The organism is Paraburkholderia sp. BL25I1N1 (genome assembly GCF_003002025.1).
Classification (GTDB): Bacteria; Pseudomonadota; Gammaproteobacteria; order Burkholderiales; family Burkholderiaceae; genus Paraburkholderia.
In genome coordinates this window covers 1-26,761 of sequence record NZ_PVZB01000039.1, presented here as the reverse complement: position 1 = coordinate 26,761, position 26,761 = coordinate 1, and the positions used below count along the sequence as shown (strand labels likewise).

Annotated in this window: 24 protein-coding genes; 10 read left to right on the top strand and 14 right to left on the bottom strand. The window is 63.8% G+C overall.

Translation table 11 applies throughout. The features are described 5' to 3' along the window. Positions 1 to 48: 48 nt before the first annotated feature. The 4 genes from glgA to B0G73_RS36775 all read left to right on the top strand — a co-directional run bounded on the left by glgA (position 49) and on the right by B0G73_RS36775 (position 4,922). A complete protein-coding gene (gene glgA, locus B0G73_RS36795) occupies positions 49 to 1,509 on the top strand; it encodes a glycogen synthase GlgA (protein ID WP_106285963.1) in 1,461 nt (486 codons plus the stop codon). 294 nt (positions 1,510 to 1,803) lie between these two features. Beyond that, the gene (gene pdxY / locus B0G73_RS36790; RefSeq protein ID WP_106285962.1) at positions 1,804 to 2,670 is read left to right on the top strand and encodes a pyridoxal kinase PdxY; all 867 of its coding nucleotides are present in this window, start codon (positions 1,804 to 1,806) and stop codon (positions 2,668 to 2,670) included. A gap of 227 nt (positions 2,671 to 2,897) precedes the next feature. Then, positions 2,898 to 3,359, top strand: coding sequence for a hypothetical protein (locus B0G73_RS36785; protein ID WP_106285990.1), 462 nt, complete (start codon positions 2,898 to 2,900; stop codon positions 3,357 to 3,359). 411 nt (positions 3,360 to 3,770) lie between these two features. Further along, on the top strand, positions 3,771 to 4,922 hold the full coding sequence (locus B0G73_RS36775; RefSeq protein WP_106285960.1) for a branched-chain amino acid ABC transporter substrate-binding protein: 1,152 nt from the start codon (positions 3,771 to 3,773) through the stop codon (positions 4,920 to 4,922). Positions 4,923 to 4,975: 53 nt separating this feature from the next. On the opposite strand, the gene B0G73_RS36770 is transcribed toward B0G73_RS36775, so the two are convergent. Both B0G73_RS36770 and B0G73_RS36765 read right to left on the bottom strand, forming a co-directional pair. Continuing rightward, positions 4,976 to 6,892: a DUF3857 domain-containing transglutaminase family protein gene (locus tag B0G73_RS36770; RefSeq protein WP_106285959.1), complete on the bottom strand. Its 1,917-nt coding sequence runs from the start codon at positions 6,890 to 6,892 to the stop codon at positions 4,976 to 4,978. Between the two features lie 338 nt (positions 6,893 to 7,230). Next, positions 7,231 to 7,896 (bottom strand): hypothetical protein, encoded by a 666-nt coding sequence (locus B0G73_RS36765; protein WP_106285958.1) that lies wholly within the window; start codon positions 7,894 to 7,896, stop codon positions 7,231 to 7,233. Between the two features lie 334 nt (positions 7,897 to 8,230). On the opposite strand from B0G73_RS36765, the gene B0G73_RS40840 reads away from it, so the two are divergent. Then, positions 8,231 to 8,371 carry a hypothetical protein gene (locus B0G73_RS40840; RefSeq protein WP_166679090.1) on the top strand — a complete coding sequence of 47 codons (141 nt, stop codon included), beginning with the start codon at positions 8,231 to 8,233 and terminating at the stop codon, positions 8,369 to 8,371. Between the two features lie 256 nt (positions 8,372 to 8,627). Here B0G73_RS40840 and hutG read toward each other — a convergent pair whose 3' ends face one another. The 8 genes from hutG to B0G73_RS36725 form a co-directional block, all read right to left on the bottom strand. Further along, positions 8,628 to 9,443 (bottom strand): N-formylglutamate deformylase, encoded by an 816-nt coding sequence (gene hutG / locus B0G73_RS36760; RefSeq protein ID WP_106285957.1) that lies wholly within the window; start codon positions 9,441 to 9,443, stop codon positions 8,628 to 8,630. 69 nt (positions 9,444 to 9,512) lie between these two features. Then, positions 9,513 to 10,919: a formimidoylglutamate deiminase gene (locus B0G73_RS36755; protein ID WP_106285956.1), complete on the bottom strand. Its 1,407-nt coding sequence runs from the start codon at positions 10,917 to 10,919 to the stop codon at positions 9,513 to 9,515. Continuing rightward, complete coding sequence (hutI, locus tag B0G73_RS36750) at positions 10,916 to 12,151, bottom strand: imidazolonepropionase (RefSeq protein ID WP_106285955.1); 1,236 nt, start codon at positions 12,149 to 12,151, stop codon at positions 10,916 to 10,918. Before hutI ends, B0G73_RS36755 begins: the two co-directional genes overlap by 4 nt. A gap of 100 nt (positions 12,152 to 12,251) precedes the next feature. Continuing rightward, positions 12,252 to 12,875, bottom strand: coding sequence for a HutD family protein (locus B0G73_RS36745; RefSeq protein WP_106285989.1), 624 nt, complete (start codon positions 12,873 to 12,875; stop codon positions 12,252 to 12,254). A 17-nt stretch (positions 12,876 to 12,892) separates the two neighbouring features. Then, entirely contained in the window at positions 12,893 to 14,581 is a 1,689-nt protein-coding gene (gene hutU / locus B0G73_RS36740; protein ID WP_012432559.1) for a urocanate hydratase, read from the bottom strand. 62 nt (positions 14,582 to 14,643) lie between these two features. Next, entirely contained in the window at positions 14,644 to 15,339 is a 696-nt protein-coding gene (gene hutC, locus B0G73_RS36735) for a histidine utilization repressor (protein ID WP_012432558.1), read from the bottom strand. A 25-nt stretch (positions 15,340 to 15,364) separates the two neighbouring features. Further along, positions 15,365 to 16,888 (bottom strand): histidine ammonia-lyase, encoded by a 1,524-nt coding sequence (gene hutH / locus B0G73_RS36730; RefSeq protein ID WP_106285954.1) that lies wholly within the window; start codon positions 16,886 to 16,888, stop codon positions 15,365 to 15,367. A gap of 372 nt (positions 16,889 to 17,260) precedes the next feature. Continuing rightward, positions 17,261 to 18,157: a LysR family transcriptional regulator gene (locus tag B0G73_RS36725; RefSeq protein ID WP_106285953.1), complete on the bottom strand. Its 897-nt coding sequence runs from the start codon at positions 18,155 to 18,157 to the stop codon at positions 17,261 to 17,263. A gap of 106 nt (positions 18,158 to 18,263) precedes the next feature. On the opposite strand from B0G73_RS36725, the gene B0G73_RS36720 reads away from it, so the two are divergent. Then, complete coding sequence (locus B0G73_RS36720) at positions 18,264 to 19,169, top strand: NAD-dependent epimerase/dehydratase family protein (protein ID WP_106285988.1); 906 nt, start codon at positions 18,264 to 18,266, stop codon at positions 19,167 to 19,169. 109 nt (positions 19,170 to 19,278) lie between these two features. Then, positions 19,279 to 19,461: a hypothetical protein gene (locus tag B0G73_RS36715; protein ID WP_012432554.1), complete on the top strand. Its 183-nt coding sequence runs from the start codon at positions 19,279 to 19,281 to the stop codon at positions 19,459 to 19,461. A 121-nt stretch (positions 19,462 to 19,582) separates the two neighbouring features. Here B0G73_RS36715 and B0G73_RS36710 read toward each other — a convergent pair whose 3' ends face one another. The 4 genes from B0G73_RS36710 to B0G73_RS36695 form a co-directional block, all read right to left on the bottom strand. Next, the gene (locus B0G73_RS36710) at positions 19,583 to 20,320 is read right to left on the bottom strand and encodes a thioredoxin family protein (protein WP_106285952.1); all 738 of its coding nucleotides are present in this window, start codon (positions 20,318 to 20,320) and stop codon (positions 19,583 to 19,585) included. 47 nt (positions 20,321 to 20,367) lie between these two features. Beyond that, a complete protein-coding gene (locus B0G73_RS36705) occupies positions 20,368 to 20,706 on the bottom strand; it encodes an SRPBCC domain-containing protein (RefSeq protein WP_258194143.1) in 339 nt (112 codons plus the stop codon). Next, positions 20,703 to 21,128 carry a helix-turn-helix transcriptional regulator gene (locus tag B0G73_RS36700; RefSeq protein WP_106285950.1) on the bottom strand — a complete coding sequence of 142 codons (426 nt, stop codon included), beginning with the start codon at positions 21,126 to 21,128 and terminating at the stop codon, positions 20,703 to 20,705. Before B0G73_RS36700 ends, B0G73_RS36705 begins: the two co-directional genes overlap by 4 nt. A 277-nt stretch (positions 21,129 to 21,405) precedes the next feature. Continuing rightward, on the bottom strand, positions 21,406 to 22,788 hold the full coding sequence (locus tag B0G73_RS36695; RefSeq protein ID WP_106285949.1) for an NCS2 family permease: 1,383 nt from the start codon (positions 22,786 to 22,788) through the stop codon (positions 21,406 to 21,408). 451 nt (positions 22,789 to 23,239) lie between these two features. On the opposite strand from B0G73_RS36695, the gene B0G73_RS36690 reads away from it, so the two are divergent. From B0G73_RS36690 to B0G73_RS36680, 3 genes are all read left to right on the top strand, one after another. Beyond that, positions 23,240 to 24,220, top strand: a complete 981-nt coding sequence (locus B0G73_RS36690) for a PRC-barrel domain-containing protein (protein WP_106285948.1) — start codon at positions 23,240 to 23,242, stop codon at positions 24,218 to 24,220. Continuing rightward, positions 24,217 to 25,470, top strand: a complete 1,254-nt coding sequence (locus B0G73_RS36685; protein WP_106285947.1) for an MFS transporter — start codon at positions 24,217 to 24,219, stop codon at positions 25,468 to 25,470. The genes B0G73_RS36690 and B0G73_RS36685 overlap by 4 nt, the downstream gene beginning before the upstream one ends. Positions 25,471 to 26,042: 572 nt before the next feature. Next, positions 26,043 to 26,761, top strand: a 719-nt coding sequence (locus B0G73_RS36680) for an IS256 family transposase (protein WP_258194146.1), incomplete at its 3' end; no start/stop codon positions are given.

The following is a 26,761-nucleotide window of genomic DNA, read 5'->3' as shown; positions in this document are numbered from 1 at the left end:
CCGGCTCAGCCGCGCCCAACCCGAACCAACAGGACAGAGACTGAGCCTATGACGATTCGCGCCCTGCACGTCGCAAGCGAGCTGTATCCCCTCCTCAAAACGGGCGGTCTCGCCGACGTCGCGGGCGCGTTGCCGCCCGCGCTGATCGAGCGCGGCGCCGATGTGCGGGTACTGTTGCCAGGCTTTCCGGCGGTAGTCGCCGGCTTGACCGACCTGACGCCGGTCGCGCAACTGGGCCGCCGCTTCGACGCGCCGGGCGTCACGCTCGAACGGGGCACGTTGGCGTCGAACGGCCTGGTCGTCTATGTGATCCGCGCGGCCACGCTGTACGACCGGCGCGGCAATCCGTATCTGAATGACGAGCACGTGCCCTACGGCGACAACGCGCAGCGCTTTGCGCTGCTCGGCTGGGTCGCCGCGCAACTTGCGCAGCAACTGGACCCGGCGTGGTCGCCACAGATCGTTCACGCGCACGACTGGCACGCGGGGCTCGCGCCGGCCTATCTGAAGGCGGCCGAACGCCAGCATGGCAGGTCCTTCGCCCGCAGCGTCTTCACCGTGCACAACCTCGCGTATCAAGGCGTATTTCCCGCGCACCAGTTCGGTCAGCTCGGCCTGCCGGACGATTTTTTCAGCGTGCATGGCGTCGAGTTCTACGGGCAAATGTCGTTTCTCAAGGCGGGCCTCTACTACAGCGACCGCATCACCACGGTCAGCCCGACCTATGCACGCGAAATCCAGACGCTTGCCCAGGGTGGCGGCCTCGACGGTTTGCTGCGCCACCGCGCGCACGATCTGAGCGGCATCCTGAACGGCGTCGACTACACGGTCTGGTGTCCCGGCACCGATACGCTGCTCGAGAACCACTACAGCGCGACGCGGCTCGCCGGCAAGCTTGCGTGCAAGGACGCGCTGCAAAAACGCTTCGGCCTCGCGCAGAAAAGCGACGCGCTGCTGTTCGGCGTGGTGAGCCGGCTGACCGAGCAGAAAGGCCTCGACCTGCTGCTCGAAGCCGTGCCGGAAATCATCAAACACGGCGGACAGCTGGTCGTGTTCGGCACCGGCGACCCGGCGCTGGAGAACGGTTTGAAACGCGTCGCGCACACGCACCCCGAGTCCGTGGCGGTGGAGCTGGGCTTCGATGAAACGCTCGCGCATACGATCGTCGCGGGCAGCGACGTGATAGCGGTGCCCTCGCGTTTCGAGCCGTGCGGCCTCACGCAACTGTATGCGCTGGCGTATGGATCGCTGCCGCTGGTGCATTGCGTGGGCGGTCTCGCGGACACGGTGGTGGACGCGTCGCTCGAAAATCTCGCCGACGACCTCGCCACCGGTTTCGTGTTCGAACGATTCGAACCGAAGGGGATCGGCGCAGCCATCCGCCGCGCCTTCGCCCTCTATGGGCGCCGTACCGAATGGAAGGCGGCCCAGCGGCGCGCGATGCGCCAGGACTTCGGCTGGGGCGCCTCGGCGGAGCGTTATCTGGCGTTGTACCGCGAGCTCGCATGAGTTCGAAAAAAGGCCGTTGAGCAAGCAGGCCCGCAGCATTTCGCGAGCCGGGGCTGGCTTCTCAGCCGTCCTCCGCCGCGTGCTCGTGTGATGGTTCGGCGCAACAACTCGGGGACGGATCGACTCGCGCGCGGCAAAGTCATGTATTGTTTCCTGACAATGCAGCGCGTGCGGGTTTCCTGCACCATCTGAAGCATTCCTGCCGCACGAGGCGTCCGGTGCTTGCCGGATCGCCGCCGCGGTGCACCCTTCCCGTTTTCATTGATCGCGCAGACCCGTTGCGCGGGCCATACCATGACCAAAAGCGTTCTGAGCATCCAGTCACATGTCGTCTTCGGTCACGCCGGCAACAGCGCGGCGGTGTTTCCGATGCGTCGGCTCGGCGTCAACGTCTGGCCGCTCAATACCGTGCAGTTCTCGAACCACACGCAATACGGCCATTGGACCGGCAGCGCGATCGACGGCTCGCAAATGGAAGACCTGGTCGACGGCATCGGCGCGATCGGCATGCTGCCGCGTTGCGACGCCGTGCTATCCGGCTATCTGGGCACGCCCGAACAGGCGCAGTCGGTGCTGGAGATCGTCAAGGCCGTGAAGGCCGTCAATCCACGCGCCTGGTACTTCTGCGACCCGGTGATGGGCGCGGCGAGCGGCTGCAAGGTGGAACCGGGCATCCAGGAGTTTCTCGTGCGCACCATGCCCGAGATGGCCGACGCCATGGCGCCGAACCACACCGAATTGCAGCGCCTCGTGGGACGCGAGATCGAAACGCTGGAAGAAGCCGTGACGGCGTGCCGCGAGCTTATCGCGCGCGGACCGAAGCTGGTGCTGGTCAAGCATCTGCTCGATCGAAACAGTCCCGCCGACCGCTTCAACATGCTGGTCGTCACCGAGCGCGAATCTTGGATGGCGCAACGCCCGCTCTATCCGTTCGCGCGGCAACCGGTGGGCGTGGGCGATCTGACGAGCGCGCTGTTCGTCGCGCGTACGCTGCTCGGCGATTCGATTCGCGCGGCCTTCGAGCACACGCTTGCCGCCGTGAACGCGGTAGTCAAGACGACCTGGCAGGCTGGGCGCTACGAACTCGAACTGGTGGCTGCACAGAATGAAATCGCGCAGCCGCGCGAGTGGTTCGATGCGTGGGTGGCGGATACGGCGTAGGTGGCGGGCGCGCAAGAGGTTTCAGGCAATCCTCAGCGCTAGCAAAGCGCAGATTCGAGCAGCCCACGCAAACCGTCTCTTGTGCGCGTCGTGGCAATCCATTCACGCCGTGTCTCTCGACTGTCAGCCGGCCGTCCTATAATGCGTGCCGCGTGGACAAGGCACCTGCCCGCCCGCAGCGCATTTTTCAGGCATCCGGCATTCAGTTTTCAGCAGACGAGGCATCGATGGACGGTTATATCCGCAGCGAGCGGGAAGAATTTTTTGAGCAGTTGTGCATCAGCGTCGACGCCGACGAGGCGCACGAACAGGAAGCGATCGAGTTCTTCGAGAGCCAGTTCGACCAGGCCGACTTCGATCCCGCGCAATGGCTCGACATCGCTTTGTACTATTCGCCGGCGGTGGCGCGCGGCATCGTCGATATGGTGACGCCGGACGACAAGGCGCGCAGCAATATCGCCGAAGTGATCGCCGACAACCTCGACATCTCGTACGGCGAAGACGAATGCCAGCAGTTCGCCGAGACCATCGAATTCGCGCTGAACAACGGCGTGCCGGTGGATATCGACCTTGTACTCGACGGCTGCCAGCGCGCCCTCGACGATCTCGACACATGGGCCGACGAAGACACCAAGGCGCCGCTTCTGCGTCTGCGCGAGGAGTTGTTGCGCCAGCAAGGCGAGCGTTAAGCGGCTGGTTTCGAAGCCGTTACGAGTTTCCACACTGACAGGCGGCAGCGACCTTGCTCCGCCACAGCGCGGCGGCCACGCTGCCCGCGCATTGTTCATATGCAGCAATCCGCACCCGCGCGCCCGCGCCGGGACGCCGCCAGCCAACGCGCTGCGCGGGTTATGCCGAAATGCTCATTCAAAGCGCCTCGAACTGCCAAGACGGTGGCAAATTGGCTTTCTATATTCGCGCCAGATTGATCGCCGCTTGAACGCGAATGCGCGCAAGTGCGCGCATTCCCGCATTGTTCAAAGCGACCGATCATTCGTAGTCTCTCGATGCGCGCCATGCGAAGTCCATGCGCGCGCGTCGATCCAGCGTTACCGCCTTGCCGCTTTCACTACCTGAAACTGTCGATGGAAGGAGAGACCATGAGTCTTCGCTACACGCTGAAACCGCTTGCCCTGTTCGTTGGCGCTATCTTCGCCATCGCGCCGCCGGCCAGCTTCGCCGACGACCTGCCGGTGAAGATCGGCTTCGCCGCCCCGCTGACCGGCGCCAACGCCGGCTACGGCAAGGACCTCGAAAACGGTGTCCGGCTCGCAATCGAGGAAGCCAACGCGCAAAAGATCAAGATCGGCGACAAGGTGGCCCAATTCCAGATCGTCTCCGAAGACGACCAGGCCGACCCGCGCATCGGCGTGCAAGCCGCGCAGAAACTGGTCGACGCGGGCGTGTCGGCCGTGGTGGGCCACTTCAACTCGGGCACGACGATTCCCGCTTCGCAGGTCTACGAGCAAGCCGGCATTCCGGTGATCGACCCGGCCGCCACCAATCCGATCATCACCGGACGCGGCTTCGCGAACACCTTCATGGTGATTTCCACCGACGCGCAGAACGCCGGCAACGCAGGCGTCTATGCCGTGGAAGTGACCAAGGCCAAGCGCATCGCGATCATCGACGACCGCACCGCGTTCGGCCAGGGCGAGGCCGACGAGTTCGAGAAAGCCGTCAAAGCGCACGGCGGCAATCTCGTGGCGCGTGAGTACACCGACAACAAAGCGGTCGACTTCAGCACGCAGATCACCAAGATCAAATCGACCAATGCCGATCTGATCTTTTTCGGCGGCCTGGACACGCAGGCCGCGGGCTTCGCCAAGCGCATGAAGCAGTTGGGCATGAACGCGCAACTGGTGGGCGGCGGCGGCGTGATGGATCAGGATTTCATCAAGCTCGCGGGCGATTCCGCCGAAGGCGTGATGGCCTGGGAATATGGACGGCCCCTCGCACAGTTGCCGGGCGGCAAGGATTTCTCCGCCAAGTTCAAGAAGCGTTTCGGCGTGGATATCCTGTCCTATGCGCCGTTCGGCTATGACGGCGCGTGGGCCGCGATCAAGGCGATGCAGAAGGCCAAGTCCAGCTCGCCGAACGACTACAGGCCCGCGCTCAAGGCCATCGATTTCGAAGGCGTAACCGGCAGGATTTCCTTCGACAACACCGGCGCGTTGAAGAGCGGCGCATCGACGCTTTATCAGGTCAAGAATGGAGCGTGGGTGCCCATCGTGACCAAGAGCGGAAGTTAAGCCAGGTTCCGATTCCGGCACGGGCTTGCCCGTTTGCGCCCGTGCCGGTGGAATCACTGTGGCTTCTTCGAATTGGCGACCTTGACCACCAGTTCGGCATCGAGGTCTCTCTGGATTCGCACGAGATCGTCGTGCATCCCGGCGAATTCACTCGCTGAACACATCTGATGATCAAAGGCGGCGCGCAGGTGCCGCCTGACCTGCAAGACCCGCGCGGCCGGATCGTAGACGTAGCTGGATGAAAAGGTCAGAAAGCGGTCTTGCACCGCCGTGTCGGACGGCAAATCCGTCACTCGTACGAAGCGCGGCAGCGTCATTTCCAGGGTCTCGTCGAACTCTCCGCCGATGCACGTCCAGGGCTGAGTCCTCGCAGGCTCCGCGAGCCACGCCTGCACCTGCGAGCCCATGCCGCCGGAGAAACTCGTCAACGCGGGTACGGCCGTGGTGCCGTCGGTCCAGACGAAGTGTTCCACCTTCCCTTGCATCGACGTGGCGAATGGTCCGGTCGTGGCGCCTAGATCCGCCGTGCGCAATTGCGTCGTGCCGTGCAAACCCGTCTGCAATACACGGTTCGCGGCGATCTGCTGCGTGCGCTGCCGCGTCGAGCGCCGAAAGGTATTGCGCTCGATTTCGGCGGTAAAACCCGCGTCCTCGACCCGGTAAGCGTAATTCGCCGCGCCGTTTTCATCGATGTCGATCTGCACGCGCGCGCTGCGTTCGCGCAACTGCGTGGCCGGCGTGCGCGACAGCACGCCCTCGCCGACCAGCAATACCGGCCGGTCCATCACGCTCGGAGGCAGATAGCCGAATGCCGTGCCGCCCGCCGTCGTGTCCGCATACAACGACAACTCAGGAATCCAGACAATCGCATGGTTGATCGCGCTCGATCCGTAGCCGGGCACGTCCGGCAAACTGTAGTACGGCCCGAGATTGAGCAGCACCGCCTCGCTATGGATGCCGACCGCGGCCAGCAACGCGCCGTAAAGCGCGACGTGGTCCTTGCAGTCGCCATAGCGGTTGCGCAGGATGTCGGTCGCCTTGTGCGGGATCGCCGCCGTTTCGCCGAGAAACAAGGCGACGTAGCGGATATTCAGACGCATCCAGTCGTAGAGCCGTTGCGCTTTTACGCGCGGATCGTCGGTGCCGGCGCTCAGCGCTTGCGCGAGGCGGACAATCGCCGGATCGCCAGTCGTCGCGTCGGTGGCGGGGCCGCGATAGCGCGCGGCAAAATTCGCGAAGTCCGGCACTGTCGATACCATCAGGCGATCGCCCCAGTTCGCGTAGCCAGCCGCGCCCGCTTCGAGCGGCGCATACGGTCCGTGCCGGTAGTCGAACTCGTAGCGGGTACGGCCGTTTGCCGTGACCGGCGGCACGGCGACGTAGCCGCGCGCGTCGGCGTAAAGCGGCACGTCGGCAGGCAGATCGAAAATCAGGCGCTGCAGTTCGACCGGGTCGCGGGTCGGCTCGACGAGGTACGCGAAGGTGCCCGCCTGCAAGGGCTTCGTGCGCGTTTTGCGGAACGCCAGATGCACGCGCGAGCCCGGCTCGACGCCCGGGAAGATCACCGTGCGCAACACGCCGTCCTCGAAACTCGGCGCGCCTGCCGAGCGCGGCTCCTGCACGTCGCGGATCGCCTCGGGACCGACCGGATGCGCCACGCCGTTCAGGTCGATCGTTTCGGCGGCCAGCAACTGCACCTGCTCGATGTCCTTGTTGAACCACACGTAGCGTTGCGCGATATCGTCGACGCCGCTCGTCGTATTGGCGCGCAAGACGGTGTCGTCATGCTCCTCGACGGAACCGTCTTTCTGGATCGTGAAGAGATGGACGTCGCGCTCGATCGTGGAAGGCGCGCGATCGTCGCCGGATGCGGAAGCCGCGCTGTCGTCGGCGAACGCGCTGAACGCGACGCACGCGCCCAGCGCCGACCCACCGGCCAGCCTGAGAACAAACGCCATGCACCGCGTCATGTGCGCCGCGCCCTGCCCCGCGCGCCATCCTGTCGACTACGGGCAAGCGCCCGCTGCAGCGTGACGGCAATTTTCCCCAAGATGCACCTCGGCTGAGTCCGTATCGTGGTTTTAGCACATGATGGCCGCGCGTTCCGGCTCGCTACGCCGACGCCGATCGATGCGACGGCACGCCGATTCGATGAACCTCTATCGGCATCACTCGGGATTCGTTCCGTTGGACCGGCGTGGCGCTCGCGCAGGACGGCGTGATGTGGACATTCGAGGCCGAGTTTCACGCCCGCCGCAGGAGTGCCTATCAGCCGGCGTAAGCGAGTACTAGCTCGCGGCGCGCCGCCTCATTCCGTCTCGCCGAGTTGCCCAAGCAATGCCTGCAATCGCTCGACGTGCCTGAGCAGCAGATGCCGATGCTTTTCGATCTGCTCCAGCCGTCCCGCGAGGTCGGCCTGGATCGGGTCGTCGAGATCGGCGGCGGCGATCACGTCCTCCACCTTGGCGCGCATCGTTGCCAGTTCGACCGGCGCGTGCGTCAGATGCCGCTCGAAACGCCGCACGTCCTGGATCGCCAGATCGCGGACCTTGCGAAAGTACGCCTGACGTCGATGCGCTTCCGCGTCGAGGATTTCTTCCTCGACGCGCCTGGCCGGCCCCGGCTGGCCGAAGATCGGTTCGGGCGGCCGCAGCACCGACTTCTTTCGCACCGGATGCGCCGTGCCCCGAAACCGCGCGAGCGGCTGTTCATTGTCGATCGCTTCACGCGCCTTGAGCGGGACGTCCTGCTCGGTATGCGGCACGTTCATCCAGCCGCCCGGCAGTCCCGTAACCGCTTCGATGCCGCGCACGAATTCCTCGCTGAATTCGCGCTGGCCCGACAACATCAGTTTCAGATAGCTCGCGGAGAAGGTCATCATGCGCGCGAGTCGTGTCGCCGCGCCGACCTCGCGAGTCAACAGCACCAGGTTTGCTCGCCAGACCGGGAGCAGCAATTCGTCGGAATCTTCCATCGCTGGGTCTTCCATCTTTTTGCCCGCTGTAGAGATCACACGCTTGTGCGCGTTATCGTTTTGAAAGGGTAGACGCTTCACCGCATGGCGCGCAATCCCGGAATGCCGTTGCGTGAGCGCCGATCTGTCGTAAATACACGCCACTGCGCGATTGCGCGGCGTTGGCCGCCATCCATTGCCGGTGGCGGCTCGCAACGATCGTCGTGCTCAATTGACACCGGCATCTGCTCGGCGTTCCTCCGCTCCACGCGCGCGATGTGGCATGCTTGCGGGCGGTCGCGGCACGCCCCGTGCTGAACCGTTTGTACCCCAACACCGATTTAAGGATTCTGTAATGAAGAAGATCGTCCTCGCCATCGCCGCAGCCGTCGCAGCCCTGAGCGCCATCGCTCCCGCACAAGCTTATGAGCATCATCATCATCCTGAGTGCCACAAGGTGCGCGTTCATCATCACTGGGAAAAACGCTGCCATTAATGGCGGTGCCACGCTCTGACCGGCACGGCACATCGTAAAGCCCCGCTCAATGCGGGGCTTTTTTTTGCCATCGAGTCGATGCGGAGCAGGCAGATTGCTTCAACGCGCTCTATACGTTCTGCGCGAAAACGGCAGCATGCAATCACGGACACATGCTGTTACACCTTTGCGGTGTCAGCCGACGCGCTTCGCCAAGCCGCGCAGCTTGCGTGGCGATCGTGAAGCGCGTGGAAAAGAAGAGAAAACGAGCGGCGTGTCACGCCGTCCTGACGCGTTCCAATGCTTTCACGACGAGCGCTTCCAGCAGAGGTTCCACTCTCGCGGCCAGCGATTCGTCATACGCATACGGCAACTGCTCTTCCATATACGTGATCTGCGAAAGTTCGAGCTGCAGTGCATGCACGCCTTGCGACGGCCGGCCATACTCGCGCGTGATATAGCCGCCCTTGAAGCGCCCGTTGGCGACAGCCGTATAGCCGCCGTCGTATCGCTCGACAGTAGCGGCCATCTCCTCGGCCAGTCCCGTCACCGCGCTCGCGCCGTTCGAGGTGCCGAAATTGAAATCGGGCAGCCGTCCCTCGAAAAAACGCGGCACGTGCGAGCGGATCGAATGCGCTTCCCACAGCAGCACCTTGCCGTGTTTCGCTTTCAGCGCCGCGAGTTCGCCTTGCAGCGCCTCGTGGTAAGGCTTCCAGTAAGCCTCGCGACGACGCGCGACTTCGGCCTCGTTTGGCAGATGGCCGTCCAGATACAACGGTTCCTTGTCGAACGTATCGACGGGCAAAAGTCCGGTGGTGTCCTGGCCCGGGTACAGATTCGCGCCGTCGGGCGGACGATTCAGGTCGATCACATAGCGCGCGTAGGTGGGCGCGAGAATCGACGCGCCCATGCGTTTTGCGAACGCATAGAGACGGTCCAGATGCCAGTCGCAATCGTCGGTGCGCTGCGCGGCGGGCGTCATCGTTGCGGCGATGTCGGCCGGAATTTGCGTACCCAGATGCGGGATCGAAATGAGCAGCGGCAGGCTTCCCTGATGCAGCGAGAAAACCGGCGGAGTATTCGAAGCAGTCATGTCAGTCCGGAATCGATAGGATCGAAGGATCGGTTCAGCGAGTCAATGCGCGGAACGTTGGCACGCCATTCATTTGAGCAGGTCCGCCAGCGCCACGCGATAGCGCGCGTAAGCGCCCTCTTCATCGCGATGCCTGCGATTGTCGACGACCTTGTCGCCGCCCGCGTACACGTCGCGAATCGGCGTTTCACCATGCTCGCAGAATACAACGCCCGAGAGCCAGGCGTTCGGCGCATGCTCGGCGATGCTCGAATGATCCGCGTCGAGCACGAGCCAATCGGCGCGGCGGCCAGCCTGCAGCGCGCCGACCGCGCGCCCCGTCGCGTGAGCGCCGCCTTCGAGCGAGGCGTCGAACAGACGATCGGCGACATGCGTGGCCTGCGCCGACGCCAGCACGTTGCGTTGCCGGCGCGTGAGACGCTGGCCATATTCGAGCAGACGCAACTCCGCGCGCCAGTCGACGCCGATATGACTATCCGAGCCCACGCCGATGCGCCCTTGCGCATCGAGATACTCCTGCGCCGGAAAAATGCCGTCGCCGAGATTGGCTTCGGTGGTCAGGCACAAACCGGCGACCGCGCCGCTCTTCGCGAGCGCCAGCGTTTCGTTCGCATCGACGTGCGTGGCGTGCACGAGACACCAGCGGCTGTCGACGTCGAAACGATCGAGCAGCCATTGCACCGGACGCGCGCCTTCGGTTTCGACGCAGGCATCGACTTCGGCGGTCTGCTCGGCGATATGGATATGAACGGGCGCCGTGCCCTCGATACCGCCGAGCAGCGTATGCAACGACTCGGCGGAGACGGCGCGCAGCGAATGCGGCGCCACGCCATAACGCAACGCGCCAGTCTCGGGGCGCGCCGCGCGCAACGTGCTGAGCAGATCGAGCAGACTCTCCGGCGTATTGATGAAGCGCTGCTGATCTTCACGCGGCGCGCGCGAACCAAAGCCGCTGTACTGATACAGCACCGGCAGCATGGTCATGCCGATGCCGCTCGCCGACGCCGCATCCACCACGCGTTGCGCGAGTTCCGCCTGATTCGCATAGCGGCTGCCTTGCGGCGTGTGATGCACGTAATGGAATTCGCACACCGACGTATAGCCCGCTTTCAGCATTTCGATGTACAGCCATTGCGCGACGCTCGCCAGGCCTTCCGGTGTGATGCGCGCGGCGAAGCGATACATCAGATCGCGCCAGCTCCAGAAGTTATCCGTAGCGCCCGCGCCGGATGCGCGATATTCGGTGAGGCCGGCCATCGCGCGCTGAAATGCGTGCGAATGAAGATTCGGCATGCCAGGCAGTACCGGACCCGCGGCCGTTGGCACGCCGGCGGGCGGCGTCGGCGTATCGGGCGTGACGGCAGTGAGCGTGCCGGTTGCGTCCCACTCCAGCAGCACGTTGCGGCGCCAGCCATCCGGCAGGTATGCGTACTCGGCGAACAGCGATTGATTCGATTGCTTGTGCGATTCGGTCATTTCAGGCCCTGGCTCAATTCACGCCGCGTATAAACGGTCTCGCCCGCGCGCACGACTCGCGCGCACAGCGGACGTCCAATCCAGTAAGCCAGCTCGGCCAGCGAGTCGACCGACCACACCGCGAAATCGGCCGCGCGTCCCGCTTCCAGCGAGCCGTGGCGATCCGCCTTGCCGAGCGCGCGCGCCGCGTGCGACGTCACGCCTTGCAGCACTTCCGGCACTGTCATGCGGAACAGCGTGGTGGCCATATTCATCATCAGCAGCAGCGAAGTGGTGGGCGAAGTGCCGGGGTTGCTGTCGGTCGAAATCGCGATCGGCACCTGATAGCGCCGCAGCAATTCCAAAGGCGGCAACTGCGTCTCGCGGATGAAGTAGTACGCGCCCGGTAGCAGCACGGCCACCGTGCCCGCTTCCTTCATCGCGGCGACGCCGGCTTCGTCGAGAAATTCGAGGTGGTCGGCGGACAGCGCATGATGGCGCGCCGCGAGTGCCGTGCCGCCGCCGTTCGACAATTGCTCGGCATGCATTTTCACCGGCAGCCTGTAACGTTCCGCTGCCTCGAAGACGCGCTCGCTCTGTTCCAGCGAAAAACCGATTCGCTCGCAGAACACGTCGACGGCGTCGACGAGGCCTTCGTCGGCGAGCGTGGGCAGCACGGTGTTGCAGACTTCGTCGATGTACGCGTCGGCGCGGCCGGCGAACTCGGGCGGCAACGCGTGGGCGCCGAGAAACGTCGTGTAGACCGTCACGGGATAACGTTCGCCTAATTGCCGCGCGACGCGCAACATCTTGCGCTCGCTGGCGAGATCGAGGCCGTAGCCGGATTTGATCTCGACCGTGGTCACGCCTTCCGCGAGCAACGGTTCGAGGCGCGCGGCCGACTGGCGGAACAGCGAGGCTTCGTCCGCGGCACGCGTGGCGCGCACCGTGGAGACGATGCCGCCGCCCTGCCGCGCGATCTCTTCGTAGCTGACGCCCGCGAGGCGTTGCGCGAATTCGTCCGCGCGCTGCCCGCCGTACACGAGATGCGTATGGCAATCGACGAGCCCCGGCGTCACCCACGCGCCGTGCAGATCTTCGTGCGGCCACGCGGCGTATTCGGCGGGTAATGACGAAGCCGCGCCGAGCCAGACGATCGTGCCGTTCTCAACGGCGATCGCGGCGTCGGGCAGCGTGTGTTGGGGATCGCCCTGCGGGCAAAGTTTCAGGTGATGCCAGACCGTTTGCTTCATCGCGTGCTCTTTGCAGCTTGTTGCGTGTCTGTGGTGGTTCGCGTGCGCGAGCCGCGGCTGCCATGACATAAGCGGCGGCGAGCACGCACGCGAATCGTCGTCATCGTTGCGTGTAGCGGATGCTGATTGTGAGCAATGCGCCCTTGCCTTCAACCGCGCATGACAGCGCGCTCGGCGTGTCGATGCGCAGCGTGTCGCCAGTTGCGAGCGGCAGCGGTTGAGCGTCGCCCGCTGTGACCGAGACTGAACCTTCCGCGCAATACAGCAGGACCGCGTCGGCGGAAAGCGTGCGTTGCGTTGCGCCGCGCCACACTTCTACCTCACCCTGCGCCGCGTCACGCCGCACCATCAGGTTGAAGTCGCGAGTCGCGCCGTCGACCAGACGCGCGTCGATTTGCGCCTCGCCGGCGAAGCGAGCCATCTCGAGCGTCTGCGTCAACGCGTGCGTTTTCACACCTTGCATGCCCTGCGCGCCGCCCGCTTCATCGAGCAACATGCCCGCGCCGGACAACAGCACAAGCGTGCGATCGATGCCGGCAAAGCGCGAGAACGGCCCGGCTTGCGCCACATCGGCCACGCTCACCCGCCACACGAAGGCATCGAGCCCCGCGCCTGCGGGAAACGCCGCCACTTCGCGCGTGACGCCGCCGCCGTTCTTCCACGGCGCCGCCACGAGGTCGGCGCCGCGAATCAGCGTGAGGCTTGCGCCGTTGCCGACAGGCATGCTTTGAAACACCACGCTCAACGGCCCAGCATCGGCAGATTCAGCCCTGCCTCGCGCGCCGTTTCCTGCGCGAGTTCATAGCCCGCATCCGCGTGACGCATCACTCCCGTCGCCGGATCGTTGAACAGCACGCGGCCGAGGCGCTCCTTCGCTGCATCCGTGCCGTCCGCGACGATCACGACGCCCGAGTGCTGACTGAAGCCCATGCCCACACCGCCGCCGTGATGCAGCGACACCCACGAAGCGCCGCCTGCCGTATTCAGCAGTGCGTTGAGCAACGGCCAGTCGCTCACCGCGTCCGAGCCGTCCTTCATCGATTCGGTTTCGCGATTCGGGCTCGCCACCGAACCGGTGTCGAGGTGATCGCGGCCGATCACGATCGGCGCCTTCAGTTCGCCGTTCTTCACCATTTCATTGAACGCCTGGCCCAGACGATAGCGGTCCTTCACGCCGACCCAGCAGATCCGCGCCGGCAAGCCTTGGAACGCGATGCGTTCGCGCGCCATGTCGAGCCAGTTGTGCAGATGCGGATCGTCGGGGATCAGTTCCTTGACCTTCGCATCGGTCTTGTAGATGTCTTCCGGATCGCCCGACAGCGCGACCCAGCGGAACGGGCCCTTGCCTTCGCAGAAGAGCGGCCGGATATATGCCGGCACGAAGCCCGGGAAATCGAAAGCGTTTTCCACGCCCATTTCCAGCGCCATCTGACGGATGTTGTTGCCGTAGTCGAGCGTGGCGGCGCCGCGCTCCTGCAGCGTCAACATGGCTTGCACCTGCTTGGCCATCGACTGCTTGGCCGGCAATACGATGCTGTCCGGCACGGTTTTCTGACGCTCGCGCCAGTCTTCGACATTCCAGCCTTGCGGCAGATAACCGTGAATCGGATCGTGCGCGCTGGTCTGGTCCGTCACGCAATCCGGCGTGATGCCACGGGTCACGCATTCAGCGAACACATCCGCTGCGTTGCCGAGCAGGCCGATCGACACCGGCTTGCCTGCTTTCTTCGCTTCCTCGAGCATGGCGAGCGCCTCGTCGAGGGTCGCTGCTTTCTTGTCCACGTAACGCGTCTTCAGACGGAAGTCGATACGCGTCTCGTCGCATTCCACCGCGATCATCGAGAAGCCGGCCATGGTCGCCGCCAGCGGTTGCGCGCCGCCCATGCCGCCCAGGCCGCCCGTCAGAATCCAGCGGCCCGACGGATCGCCGTTGAAATGCTGGTTCGCCACCGAGAAGAACGTCTCGTAGGTGCCCTGCACGATCCCCTGGCTGCCGATATAGATCCAGCTGCCCGCCGTCATCTGGCCGTACATCATCAGGCCCTTGCGATCGAGTTCGTGGAAGTGTTCCCACGTCGCCCAATGCGGCACCAGATTCGAATTCGCCAGCAGCACGCGCGGCGCGTCGGCATGCGTGCGGAACACGCCGACCGGCTTGCCCGACTGAATCAGCAGCGTTTCGTTTTCTTCGAGATCCTTCAGCGACTTGAGAATCTGATCGAAGCAATCCCAGTTGCGCGCGGCACGGCCAATACCGCCGTACACGACCAGCGCATGCGGATGCTCGGCGACTTCCGGGTCCAGATTGTTCTGGATCATCCGGTACGCGGCTTCCGCAATCCAGGTCTTGCAGGTCTTCTCCGCGCCGCGCGGTGCGCGGATCGTGCGGGTGGGATCGAGACGCGGGTCGATGTGTTTCGGGTTGTTCATGGTGGCCCTCGGAATGCTTGAAGATGGTCGAAAAAGATTCAGGTACGGCAAAAACGACGATGTCAGAAATGTCCGGTGAAGCGATAACGGCTGCCGGGGTGCCAGAGATTCGCGATCGAAGCGACCTGGCTTTGCGACCACGTGCGCCGATGCAGCACGAGGCACGGTTCGAGTTCGTCCATGGTCAGCAACTCGCGCGTGTCGCCATCGGCGGCCAATGCCTCGATGCGGTACTCGACCCGCTGCAACGGCGCGACGCGCACGAGATACTGATTCGGCGTGGTGTTCGTGAAGTCCTGCAACGCGTACTCGGGAGCGACCGCGGGATTGACCCAGCGCTCTTCGAGTTGCACCGGCTCGTCGTTTTCGAAATGCAACACGCGCGAATGAAACACCGGACTGCCCGCGCTCACCTGCATCTCCTCGGCGAGCGCTTCGTCGGCGATACTCGCGCCGATGTGCAGCACGTTGGCCTGATAGCGATGACCGCGCGCGACGATTTCGTCGGAGATGCTGCGGATCGCCACCAGCGTCGATTCGTACTTGGGACGGGCCACGAAAGTGCCCGAACCTTGCACACGCGTAAGCACCTGCTCCGAGGTCAGCTCGCGCAACGCGCGGTTGACCGTCATGCGCGCCACATTGAATTCGCGCGCGAGCTCGTTCTCGGAGGGCACCTGGTCGCCTTCACCCCATTCACCCGCATGAATGCGCGCGAGGATGAAGTCCTTGATGCCCTGATAGGCCGGCGCGTTCATTGGCTTGCTGTGCCTCGCTGGCTGCTTACTGTTCGGACGCGAAGGAGAGTGGGCTCAGCTTCGCGATCGTGCCGTCCTGCACGAGACGCGTGACCGCCGCGATGTCCGGTGCGAAGTAGTGATCGAGTTCGTAATGCGCGACGTCCTGGCGCACTGCGTCCATCACTTTCTGCAGGCTCGGGCTGGTCTTGTGCGGCGCGCGCAGATCGACGCCTTGCGCGGCGGCGAGCAGTTCGATCGACAGAATGTTCGCGGTGTTTTCAGCAATGTCGCCGAGCTTGCGCGCAGCGAACGTCGCCATCGACACGTGGTCTTCCTGGTTCGCCGACGTAGGCAGCGAGTCGACCGATGCCGGATGCGCGAGCGTCTTGTTCTCCGAAGCGAGCGCGGCGGCCGTGACGTGAGCGATCATGAAGCCCGAATTCACACCGCCATCGCGCACGAGGAACGGCGGCAGGCCCGACAGCGTCGCGTCGATCAGCAGCGCGATGCGGCGTTCGGCCAGCGCGCCGATTTCGGCGGCGGCGAGCGCGAGGTTGTCGGCGGCGAACGCGACCGGCTCTGCGTGGAAGTTACCGCCCGACAGCACTTCGCCGGTGTCCGGGAAAATCAGCGGATTGTCGGAGACGGCGTTCGCTTCGAGCAGAAGCACGTTGGCGGCGTGGCGCATCTGATCCAGACACGCGCCCATCACTTGCGGCTGGCAGCGCAGGCTGTACGGATCCTGCACCTTGTCGCAATCGGCGTGCGAAACGTTGATGCCCGAGCCTTGCAGCAGCGAGCGGTAGGCTCCGGCCGCATCGATCTGGCCTTGATGGCCGCGCAGTTCGTGAATGCGTGCGTCGAACGGCTTGACCGAGCCCATGGCCGCGTCCACCGACAACGCGCCCGACACCAGCGCGGTGCGGTACAGGTCTTCGATCGCAAACATGTTGTAGAGCGCGAGCGCGGTCGAAGCTTGCGTGCCGTTCAGCAGCGCCAGACCTTCCTTGGCTTGCAGCGTGAGCGGCTTGAGGCCGACGAGCGCGAGGCCTTCGGTGGCCGGCATGCGCTCGCCCTTCGCGAATACTTCGCCGACGCCGAGCAGGGCGGCCGACATATGCGCGAGCGGCGCGAGGTCGCCCGATGCGCCGACCGAACCCTTCACCGGGATGACCGGCAGCACGTCGGCGTTGTACAGCGTGATCAGCGCTTCCATCACTTCGCGACGGATGCCGGAGTGACCGCGGCCGAGGCTCGAGAGCTTCAGCGCGATCAGCAGACGCACAACCGGACGCGACATCGGCTCGCCCACGCCGACCGCATGCGAGAGCACCAGATTACGCTGCAGCAGTTCGAGTTGATCGTGCGGGATGTGCGTGCTGGCGAGGCGCCCGAAGCCCGTGTTGATGCCGTAGGCCGGCTCGCCCTTCGCAGCGATATCGGCCACGGCTTTCGCGCACGCGTCGATCGCGGCGTGGCTGGCGGGATCGAGCTGCAACGCGACATGTTCGCGAGCGATCTGGCGCAGTTGCGGGAGGGTCAGGTAGCCGGGCTTCAGAGTCATCATGGTTGTCGTCCTGTCTATACAATTTGAGAGAAGTCTAGCGGCGTCGGCTTGTATATACAACTTGTTTTTTGAGGATTTGGCCTAGGGGTTTCCATTAGGGCGAAACGCAAGCTTGGCGCGGATCTTGCCCCTGCCGTAATTTCCGGCGGCTGCGCATGGCGGATGACCTTCCCAGCGCCCCTGAGCCTCCTCTTGTATATACACGTTCAAAATGGCAGGCGCGAGGCGGACAAAAAGATCTCGCCCGGAAACGGCGCGTTTCGGGACCAATAAAAGCGTTATAGAAGAGACGACTCAAGACGACGCAAAAAGCCCGCGCGCTCAGGCGAGCCGCAGGCTTTCGCTGATTGAACTAGTGATGGAACAGCATCGCTAAAGCTTCACGCGCGCCGCGATGAAATCCAGAAAGCACTGCACGCGTCCCGCCAACGACGCGCTCTGGTAATACACCGCGCTCACCCGTTGCCGCTCGTCCGCCAGCACGTTGCCGAGAATCGGCACGAGACGTTTTTCGCGCACGTCGGCCGCGCTCATGAAATCGGCGAGACAGGCGATGCCCCAGCCGGATAGCGCCAGTTGCCGCAATGTCTCGCCGCTCGAGGCGGTGATCGCCGGCTCGATCTTCAGCGAATCGGCACCGCTCTTGCGCCCCTCCCGCAACGGCCAGCGATTCAGATGCTCCGGCGCCGTAAAGCCGATCAGCCGATGTTCGCGCAGCGCTTCCACCGATTTCGGCTCGCCGTATTCGGCCAGATACGCCGGACTCGCGAGCACGCGCAGCTTGCTGGTGCCGAGGGCGCGCGCATGCAAGGTCGAATCCTGCAATTCGCCGATGCGGATCGCGATATCCACCTTCTGCTCCAGCAAGTCCACGATCCGTTCATTGCTGGTCAACTCCAGTCTGATCTCCGGATACAGCGCCGAAAACGCCGTCATGTGCGGCGCCACGCAATGCAGCATGAAGGGCGACGCGGCATCGACACGCAGGCGCCCCGAGGGCCGCGCGCGTCCGCGCGTGACGGACTCCTCGGCCTCTTCCATCGCGTCCAGAATCGCTCGCGCGCGCTGCAGGAAGGTCTCGCCCTCCTCGGTGAGTTGCAGACGGCGGGTCGTGCGCCGCACCAGCGCGGTGTCGAGTTTCTTTTCGAGGCGCGTGAGCGCGCGGCTCACGCCGGAGACGGTTTGATTCAATTTCTCCGCTGCCGCGGTGATCGAGCCGCTGTCGATCACCGTGACGAACACCAGCAACTCGTCCGTCGAAGTTTTCATTGTTGACTTGAAATCAAGATTGATTTGAGACTAACACGGTTTTTGCGAGAATCAAGTCGGCGGATACTGCGTGCATGTCATCGTGTTTCTCATCAAGGAGAACGTCTTGAAGGTTTTCATCACAGGTGCAAGCGGTTTTATCGGTGGTTCGATTGCAGCGCATCTGGCGCGCGCCGGCCACTCCGTGCGCGGTTTGATCCGCAACCCCGAACATAGCGCCGAGCTGCAACGCCTCGGCATCGAACCCGTGATCGGCACGCTCGACGACCGCGCGTTGCTGATCGCCGAAGCGCAAGCCGCCGACGCCGTCATCAACGCCGCGAGCAGCGATCACGAAGGCGCGGTGAAGGCGCTGATCGACGGACTCGCCGGCTCCGGTAAAACGTTTCTGCATACGAGCGGTTCGAGCATCGTCGGCGATGCGTCGGGCGGCGAAGCGGGTCAGGCGCGCATCTATCACGAAGACGCGCTGCCCGAGCCGACTCCGGACAAAGTGGCGCGCGTCGCGATCGACCTGCTTGTGCTCAATTCGGCCAAGCTGAATATCCGCTCGGCCGTGTTGTGCAACACGCTGATCTACGGCCACGGCGCAGTGCCGGGCAGCGCGAGCGTGCAACTACCGCGCCTCGTGCGTCAGGCGCAGAAGAGCGGCGTGGTGCGTCATGTGGGCAGCGGCGGCAACATCTGGTCGAACGTGTATATCGACGACGTCGCCGAACTGTATCGCCTCGCGTTGGATAAAACGCCGGCTGGCACCTTCTACTTCGTCGAAAGCGGCGAGGCCTCGTTCCACGACATGAGCGCTGCGATTGCGCGCGCGATGAAGCTCGGCGAGCCGCAAGACTGGCCGCTCGAAGACGCGCAAAAAGAATGGGGCTACGAGATGGCCTCGTACGGCCTCGGCTCGAACAGCCGCGTGCGCGGTGAACGCGCCCGCAAGCTGCTTGGATGGGAACCGAAGCGCACGTCGGTGATCGACTGGATCGAACACGACATGATGCCCAAGGCGTAATTAGTGTAAGCGTTGTCGTTGCGAATCCGTAAGCTCGACTCGATAGAATCGCGCTCACCTGATGGTGCGATTCGACAATCCGAGCCGCACATGAGCCCGGATTTGATCGATGACTTTGGCACTGAATTTCGATTGGCTAACTAATCTGCTGGCGATTCTCTTCGTCGTCGCGTGTCTCTACGACGCACGCTACGACGAATACGGCACGCTGACGTTGTCAGCGGCCGCGATGGGACTCGTCGTGATGGCGATCGAACTGTTTCTCCGGCCCGCCTTTGACATGTCGCTTTGAAACTGGGCGCCAGCCGTTCCATCAAGCCGCGACAAATGTTCGCGCTGTTTTACGAAGCGGGACGTCAAGGTGCATGACGTCCCCCTCTAACCGCGCAGATCGAGGCTGGCGTTGCACCCCATCAAGAACCACATGCGGCGCAGCCGCCTTGCGACTTCTCTTCATAGCGGTCGTGATGTCTGACCCAATCGGTCAGACTGTGATCTTCATTCCGGCCCTTCGGCGTGACGTCCAGATGCGCATAGGTGTTGATGAAGCGCTCGTCGCCGCGGCCATAGACGGAATACGTGTGATATACGTCGCCCTTCCCGTCTTTGTAGAACACGCTATGGCCGTGTTGCTCGTCGATGCCGACGTCCTGCTCGGTGAAGTTGTAGAACGCGTTCTTGCTCTCCAACTGTTCGGGCGTGAACGACACGTGATAGTCGAAATTGAAATCGCTGCCCGCCGATGACACCCACGGGAAGGTCCAGCCCATGCGCTTTTTGAAGCCCTCGATCTTCGCGAGCGGCGCATGCGACACCGTCACGTACGATACATCGTGATGCTCCAGATGCGTGACGATCCCCGTCATGTGATCCGACAGGAACGAGCAGCCGACGCAGCCCTCTTCCCAGTCCGCGCCAAACATGAAGTGATAAACGATCAACTGGCTGCGTCCATCGAACAGATCGGCCAGCGTCTTCCGGCCCTGCGGCGTATCGAACGTATACGTCTTGTCGACCTTGACCCAAGGCAGCGCGCGGCGTTTGCGCGCGAGTTCGTCGCCCGCGCGCATGTGCGCTTTCTCTTCGGCTAACAATGCCTTGCTGGCGCTCAGCCATTCCTCTCTTGAACCCGTGCGGTGTTGCGGTTCCATATGCGTCTCCTTTCCTGCATCGAGCAGACTAACGACAACAAACGAACTCACGCCACGTAGCGTTCCAGCGAATCGATCCCATCGGCCCAGCCGCGGCGATGATCGTCGCACTGCGCGTCGTCGGCGAGACGTTCGTGCGTGAGCGTGAGCCATGTGGCGTCGCCGTCCGGTTCCAGCAGCAGCGTGACCTGCGATTCATGCTCCGGGTTGTAGCGCCACACCCATGTGAAAACGAGTTTGCGGTCGGGCACTACCTCCAGATACACACCGCCGACCTCGACCTCGTTACCGTCCGGCTTGCGATAGACGATCACGTAACGTCCGTCGACGCGCACATCCATTTCCACGCGCACCACGTCCGCTCCGCCCGGATGCATCCACGTCATGAATTGCGCCGGTTCCGTCCAGGCGCGGAAGACTTTGGCGGGCGCGGCGTTGAGCCGCCGCTGGAGGGTGAGGCTGGGCTGGGTGGACATGGAGCTTGTTCCTCTTCGACGAAAGCGGCAAGACGATCGAGTGATTCGGACCAGAAGCGTTGATAGCGGCCGAGCCATTCCATGGCTTCTTCCATGGGACCGGCGGACAGGCGGCACGCCACTGTGCGGCCGGTTTTGCTGCGCGTGATCAGACCCGCCTCGCTCAACACGTCGAGGTGTTTCATCACAGCGGGTAAGGACATCGCAAACGGCTCGGCGAGTTCGCTGACCGACAGATCTTTCGACGACAGACGCGCGAGCAACGCACGCCGTGTCGGATCGGACAGCGCGGCAAAGGTGCGATCCAGGAGCGCTTCGTTAAACTTAACCATGAGGTTAAGTATAGAAACGAAGCAACTAAAGTCAAGGACAGGTGCGCGTTTCGTAAAGCACGCGAAAAGTAACGTGGGGAGCACGGCAAAAAGATACGCGACGAGCCGCAGATCAAGCCTGCAACGCGCCGCGTCAAAGGTGGAGAACGAACGACTACGGGCTCAAGCAAAGCAGCCAGAAACGCACCGCCCTGCTCTCGCTTTCCAGCACAGATTCAACAGTCCGATCCTGCAACCCGGCGAGACCCAGGCAGCGCCCGAGTTCACGACATAACGATCAGATCGCCCAGCCGCCGAGATAGAAACCGACCAGCACGATCGCGATGACAACCGTGCCCACGTTCAGCTTGCGATATTCGCCGCTGACCACGCGGCCGATCACCAGCGTCGCGAAGCCGAGCATGATGCCCGTCACGATGTTGGCGGTCAGCACGATGAACACCGCGCACATCAGGCCCGACATGGAGTCGACCATGTCGTCCATACGCAGCTTGCTGACGTTCGAAAGCATCAGCAGACCCACGTACATCAGCGCGGGCGCCGTTGCATACGAAGGCACGAGGGCGGCGAGCGGCGAGAAGAACATCACCACGAGGAACAGCAGACCGACCACCGCCGCGGCCATGCCGGTCTTCGCGCCTGCCGCCACGCCGACCGTCGATTCGATATACGCCGCAGCCGGCGCGCCGCCGAGCAGGCCCGAGAAAATCGAGCTCAGCGAGTCGGCCGTCAAGGCGCGGCCACCGTTGATGATGCGGCCGTTTTCATCGAGTTGCCCCGCTTGTCCCGCAACGGCGCGGATCGTGCCGGTGGCGTCGAACACCGCGGTCATCACCAGGGCCAGCACGCTAGGCAGCACCGCCATCGACAACGCGCCCTTGATGTCCATCGCACCGATCAGCGAAGCGTGACCCGGCGCGCTCAGCGACGGCACCGCGAACACGCCGTGAAACGACATGGCCGGATCGATCATGAAGGCGATCGCCGAAATCGCCACGATCACGATCAGGATCGAGCCCGGCACGCGGCGGCGCACCAGACCGAAGATGGCCGCGAGACCGGCCACCGACATGATGGCCGGCAGCGCCGTGATATTGCCGAGCGCAACCGGCAAACCCGCGCCCGGATTCTTCACCACGAGGCCCACGTCGTTGGCGGCGATCAGCAACAGGAACAGGCCGATGCCGATCCCCGTGCCGTGCGCGATGCCCGTCGGCAGATTGCGCAGAATCCACGAACGCACACCCGTCACCGAAATCGCGGTGAAGACCACGCCCATCAGAAACACCGCGCCGAGCGCGACGTTCGGATGCAGACCCTTGCCGAGTACGAGGCCGAACGCGGTGAACGCGGTCAGCGAAATCGCGCAGCCGATCGCGATCGGCAGGCGCGCCCACACGCCCATCAGCAGCGAGCCGAACGCCGTGGTCAGACACACGGCAACGAACACCGCGCTGGTGTCGAAGCCCGCTTTGCCGAACATGCCCGGCACGACGAACACGGAATAGACCATCGCGAGGAAGGTCGTGATACCCGCGACGCTTTCCTGGCGCTGCGAACTGCCGCGTGAAGAGATTTCAAAGTAGCGGTCGAGAAAGCCCTTTCCGTCGAATGATTCGGCGCCGACGTCAGAAATCGGTTGGGCGTGGGGTTCCATCATGATGAGTGCCTCCTTTATCAGCGTGCTGAAGCGGTCGCGGTGCGGCCGCCATCAGGGTCGTCTCGTTGCGTTGGTTTAATGTGGGTGAGTCTTTCTGCTGTCTCGAAATGTAGGGCAACACAAATATATCTCCCATCGCATGGATGGCATGCCTGACATGTCGCGGTGCTTATATCCTTTAGGGGACGCCAAAGCAGCTTCGCGGCCCGCGCGTTTACACCTACGGTGGGTCACATAGATCTGAAAGGCTTTTGAGGGTTTTCACGCCAGAAAACGGAGTTCGACGAGCCGGTCAATCGGCCAGCCGCGGCACAAACCGTGCTTGGGGGCAACCTGTCAGATCGCCTGCAAACCGGGGCCGCCCGACGCCGCGGGTTACACTCTGGCCCGTACCTGTCTAACTGCGGCGGCCCACTGCGCCCGACCGCACCGGCCCATGGAGTCTTTCTTGATGAGCGGCGGTTTTTCGCGTCCTGCCTGGCGCCTCTTGCTTCTCGCTGTGTTCGCGCTGTTCGCGCTGTCCGGTTGCAGCCTGCTGTGGGGCCCGCAGCAGGCGCCGATCGTCGAAGCCACGGTAATGCCCGTCGAGCCCGCCAGCGCGCCCGTGGCCGCCTCCGCGCCCGAACCTGTCGAGACCGAAGCAGCCGAACCCGAGCAATCGAAAAGGCCGAAGAAGCCGGTCGTCAAGCCGCACAAAGTCGAGCCCCCGCCGCCTGTCGTCACGACGCCTCCGCCGCCTCCGCCGCCGCCCCCGCCGCTGATCGTGCTGCGCACCATCGAGCGCAATGAGGCGCACGCGCTGCTCGATAGCGAAGTGCGAAAGCCCGATGGCAAGGTGGTCGGGCGCGCGGTCGATCTGATCGCGGACGCCGGCGGCAAGCCGCGCGAGATGGTCGTGAACCTGCAAGGCTTCCTGGGCGTCGGCGACCGCAAGGTGACCTTCCCGTGGAACGCGTTCCGCTTCACGCCAACGGCGAAAACCGCTCCCATTACGCTCAATGCCGCCGCGGTTCCGGCGAACGCGGCCAAGGCGGCCGCGGTTGCCGTGCAATTGCCGCTGATCGACGCCACTGTCGAGCGCTCGAACGGCGCCAAGGTCGGCCGCGTGATCGACGTGCTGATCGACGCCAACGCGCAACCGCAGGCGGTCGTGCTCGACGTCAACGGCATGGTCAGCACCGAACGGCGCACGATTGCCGCCAACTGGTCGGCGCTGCGTTTCGTCACGAAGGACAAGGAATTGCATCCGCTCATCGATCTGAGCGATGCGCAGATCAACGCGACACCGCCTTACGCGAGCGACAAACCGATACGCGCGGTGTCGCCGGCGCCACCACCGGCGCCCGCTCCTGCTTCCGTGCCCGCCGCTGCTGCGGCGCCGGCCGCCGCGGCTACGTCCACGGCGGTGTCGAACGCACGGGCGGCCCGATGACAGGCCGCACTCTGGTAACGGCGCGCAGCTTGCGCGCGCTCGATTGGCTGAATTTTTTCGTCGCCAACGTGCAAACGGGATTTGGACCGTTCATCGCCTCCTATCTCGCCTCGCATAAATGGACGCAGGGCGAGATCGGCATGGCGCTCTCCGTGGGCACCATCAGCGCGATGGTGAGCCAGGTGCCCGGCGGCGCCGCTGTCGATGCCTTACGCAACAAGAAAGGCGCCGCGGCCTGGGCGATCTTCGCGATCATCCTGAGCGCGGTGCTGCTCGCCGTCAGTCCGACGGTGCTGCCGGTGATCGCCGCCGAAGTCTTTCACGGCTTCGCGAGTTGCATGCTGACGCCGGCGCTCGCCGCGATCTCGTTCGCGCTGGTGGGACGGGCGAATCTCGGCGACCGGCTGGGGCGCAACGCGCGCTGGGCGTCGATCGGCAGCGCGGTCGCGGCCGGGCTGATGGGCGTGTTCGGCGAATACTATTCGCCGCGCGCGGTGTTCTGGCTGACCGCCGCGCTCGCCGTGCCCGCGCTGTTCGCGCTGACGATGATCCAGCGCACCGACACCGTCGAGCTTCCCAAGGCCGGACCGACGCCGCAGCAGATCGAGCGCCGCGAGAGTCTGCGCGAATTGCTGCGCGACAAGCGGATGCTGTTGTTCGCCGCGTGCATCGTGCTGTTTCATTTGTCGAATGCGGCGATGCTGAATCTCGCGGCCGGCGAAGTGACGGCCGGCATGGGCGACAACGTGCAGCTCGTGATCGCGGCGTGCATCATCGTGCCGCAGGCGATCGTGGCGATGATGTCGCCGTGGGTCGGACGTTCGGCCGAGCGATGGGGGCGTCGGCCGATTCTGCTGCTCGGGTTTTCGGCGCTGCCGATACGGGCGTTGTTGTTTGCCGGGATCAGCAGCCCTTATTTGCTGGTGCCGGTGCAGATGCTCGACGGGTTGAGTGCCGCGGTGTTCGGCGTGATGCTGCCGTTGATTGCCGCCGATGTGGCTGGCGGTAAGGGGCGTTATAACCTCTGTATCGGGTTGTTTGGGCTGGCGGCCGGGATTGGGGCTACGTTGAGTACCACCGCTGCGGGTTTCATCGCCGATCGTTTTGGCAATGCTGTCAGCTTTTTTGGGTTGGCTGCGGCTGGCGCGTTGGCTGTTTTGCTGGTGTGGGCGGCCATGCCTGAAACCCGTGACGCAGCGGCCGAGGATGAAGCGCCGGTGGCGGATGGGGGGAAGTCGGCGGTGCGGTGATTGGGGTTAGGTTTTTTGCCGGCGTGGCGGGTTGGTTGTGTTCTCGCGGGTGTTGGCCTTTCCTTGCTTTGTTAGTGGTCTATTAGCGTTGCCCCTGTGCGGGGCGGCACTTACTTCTCTTTGCCGGCCGCAAAGAGAAGTAAGCAAGAGAAAGCGGCTCACACCGCTAATTCTTAAGCGGGTCCTCCGCACAGTCGCGGTAGTGGAGCATCTGGAATCCGTGTTCTCGCGCACTCCGCGTCAGTGACAAGGCGCTCATTCTTCCGGCGGCGCTACGCGCGCCGTCGCGGTGCTTCAGCTGCGAGCCGCTCGAGGTTGGTCCACTGTTTTTCGATCGGCGCGGTGTTTGCATCGGATGACGCGTGATCGGTTTGTATGGATTCCTGCATTATCCGCGCGGGGGGGCGGCCGGGGCCACGTTGAAAGAGTAGACGAGGCAGCAAAAAAGGGCAGTTTGAAGGGTCACGCACAAATAGACATTCCGACCGCGCGCCCTAAGAGTTGCCCGCGAGAAAAGGACCTATCCGTAATTTCGTGGGCGGGGCATATCATGAGGGATCAAGGTCATGGATATGCCGATGAAAAGGAAACGCACCGTCGCGTCTCAGGCAGCGGCCCGCGGGCCTCTGCCTGAACTGCCTGAAGCGCTGCTGGATGAACTGGTGAAGGGTCCGATGACGCCCGCCGAGGTTCAGGACCTGATGCTGGCGTTCAACAAGGCGCTCATCGAGCGCGCGATGGGCGCCGAAATGAACATGCATCTGGGCTACCGGCCCGGCCAGCCCAAGCCTGCTGAGCAGACCAATGAACGCAACGGCGCCAGCGGCAAGACACTCATCACCGAGCGTGGCCCGGTGCGGGTCGATCTGCCGCGCGACCGTGAAGGCAGCTTCGAGCCGATCCTGATTCCTAAACACGAGCGCCGTTTCACGGGCTTCGACGAACGCATCATTGCCATGTACGCACGTGGCATGAGCGTGCGCGAGATCCAGGCGTTTCTGGCCGAAAGCTATGGCACCGAGGTCTCGCCCGACTTCATCAGTTCAGTTACCGACGAGGTGATGGCCGAGACGATCGCCTGGCAGAACCGCCCGCTCGAAGCGATGTATCCGGTGGTGTTCTTCGACGCGCTGCGCGTGAAAATCCGTGGCGACGGTGTGGTGAGCAATAAGGCGGTGTACCTGGCGCTGGGTATCCAGGCCGACGGCCAGCGCGACGTGCTCGGCCTGTGGATCGAGCAGACCGAAGGTGCGAAGTTCTGGCTGAAGGTGTTCAATGAACTGAAGACCCG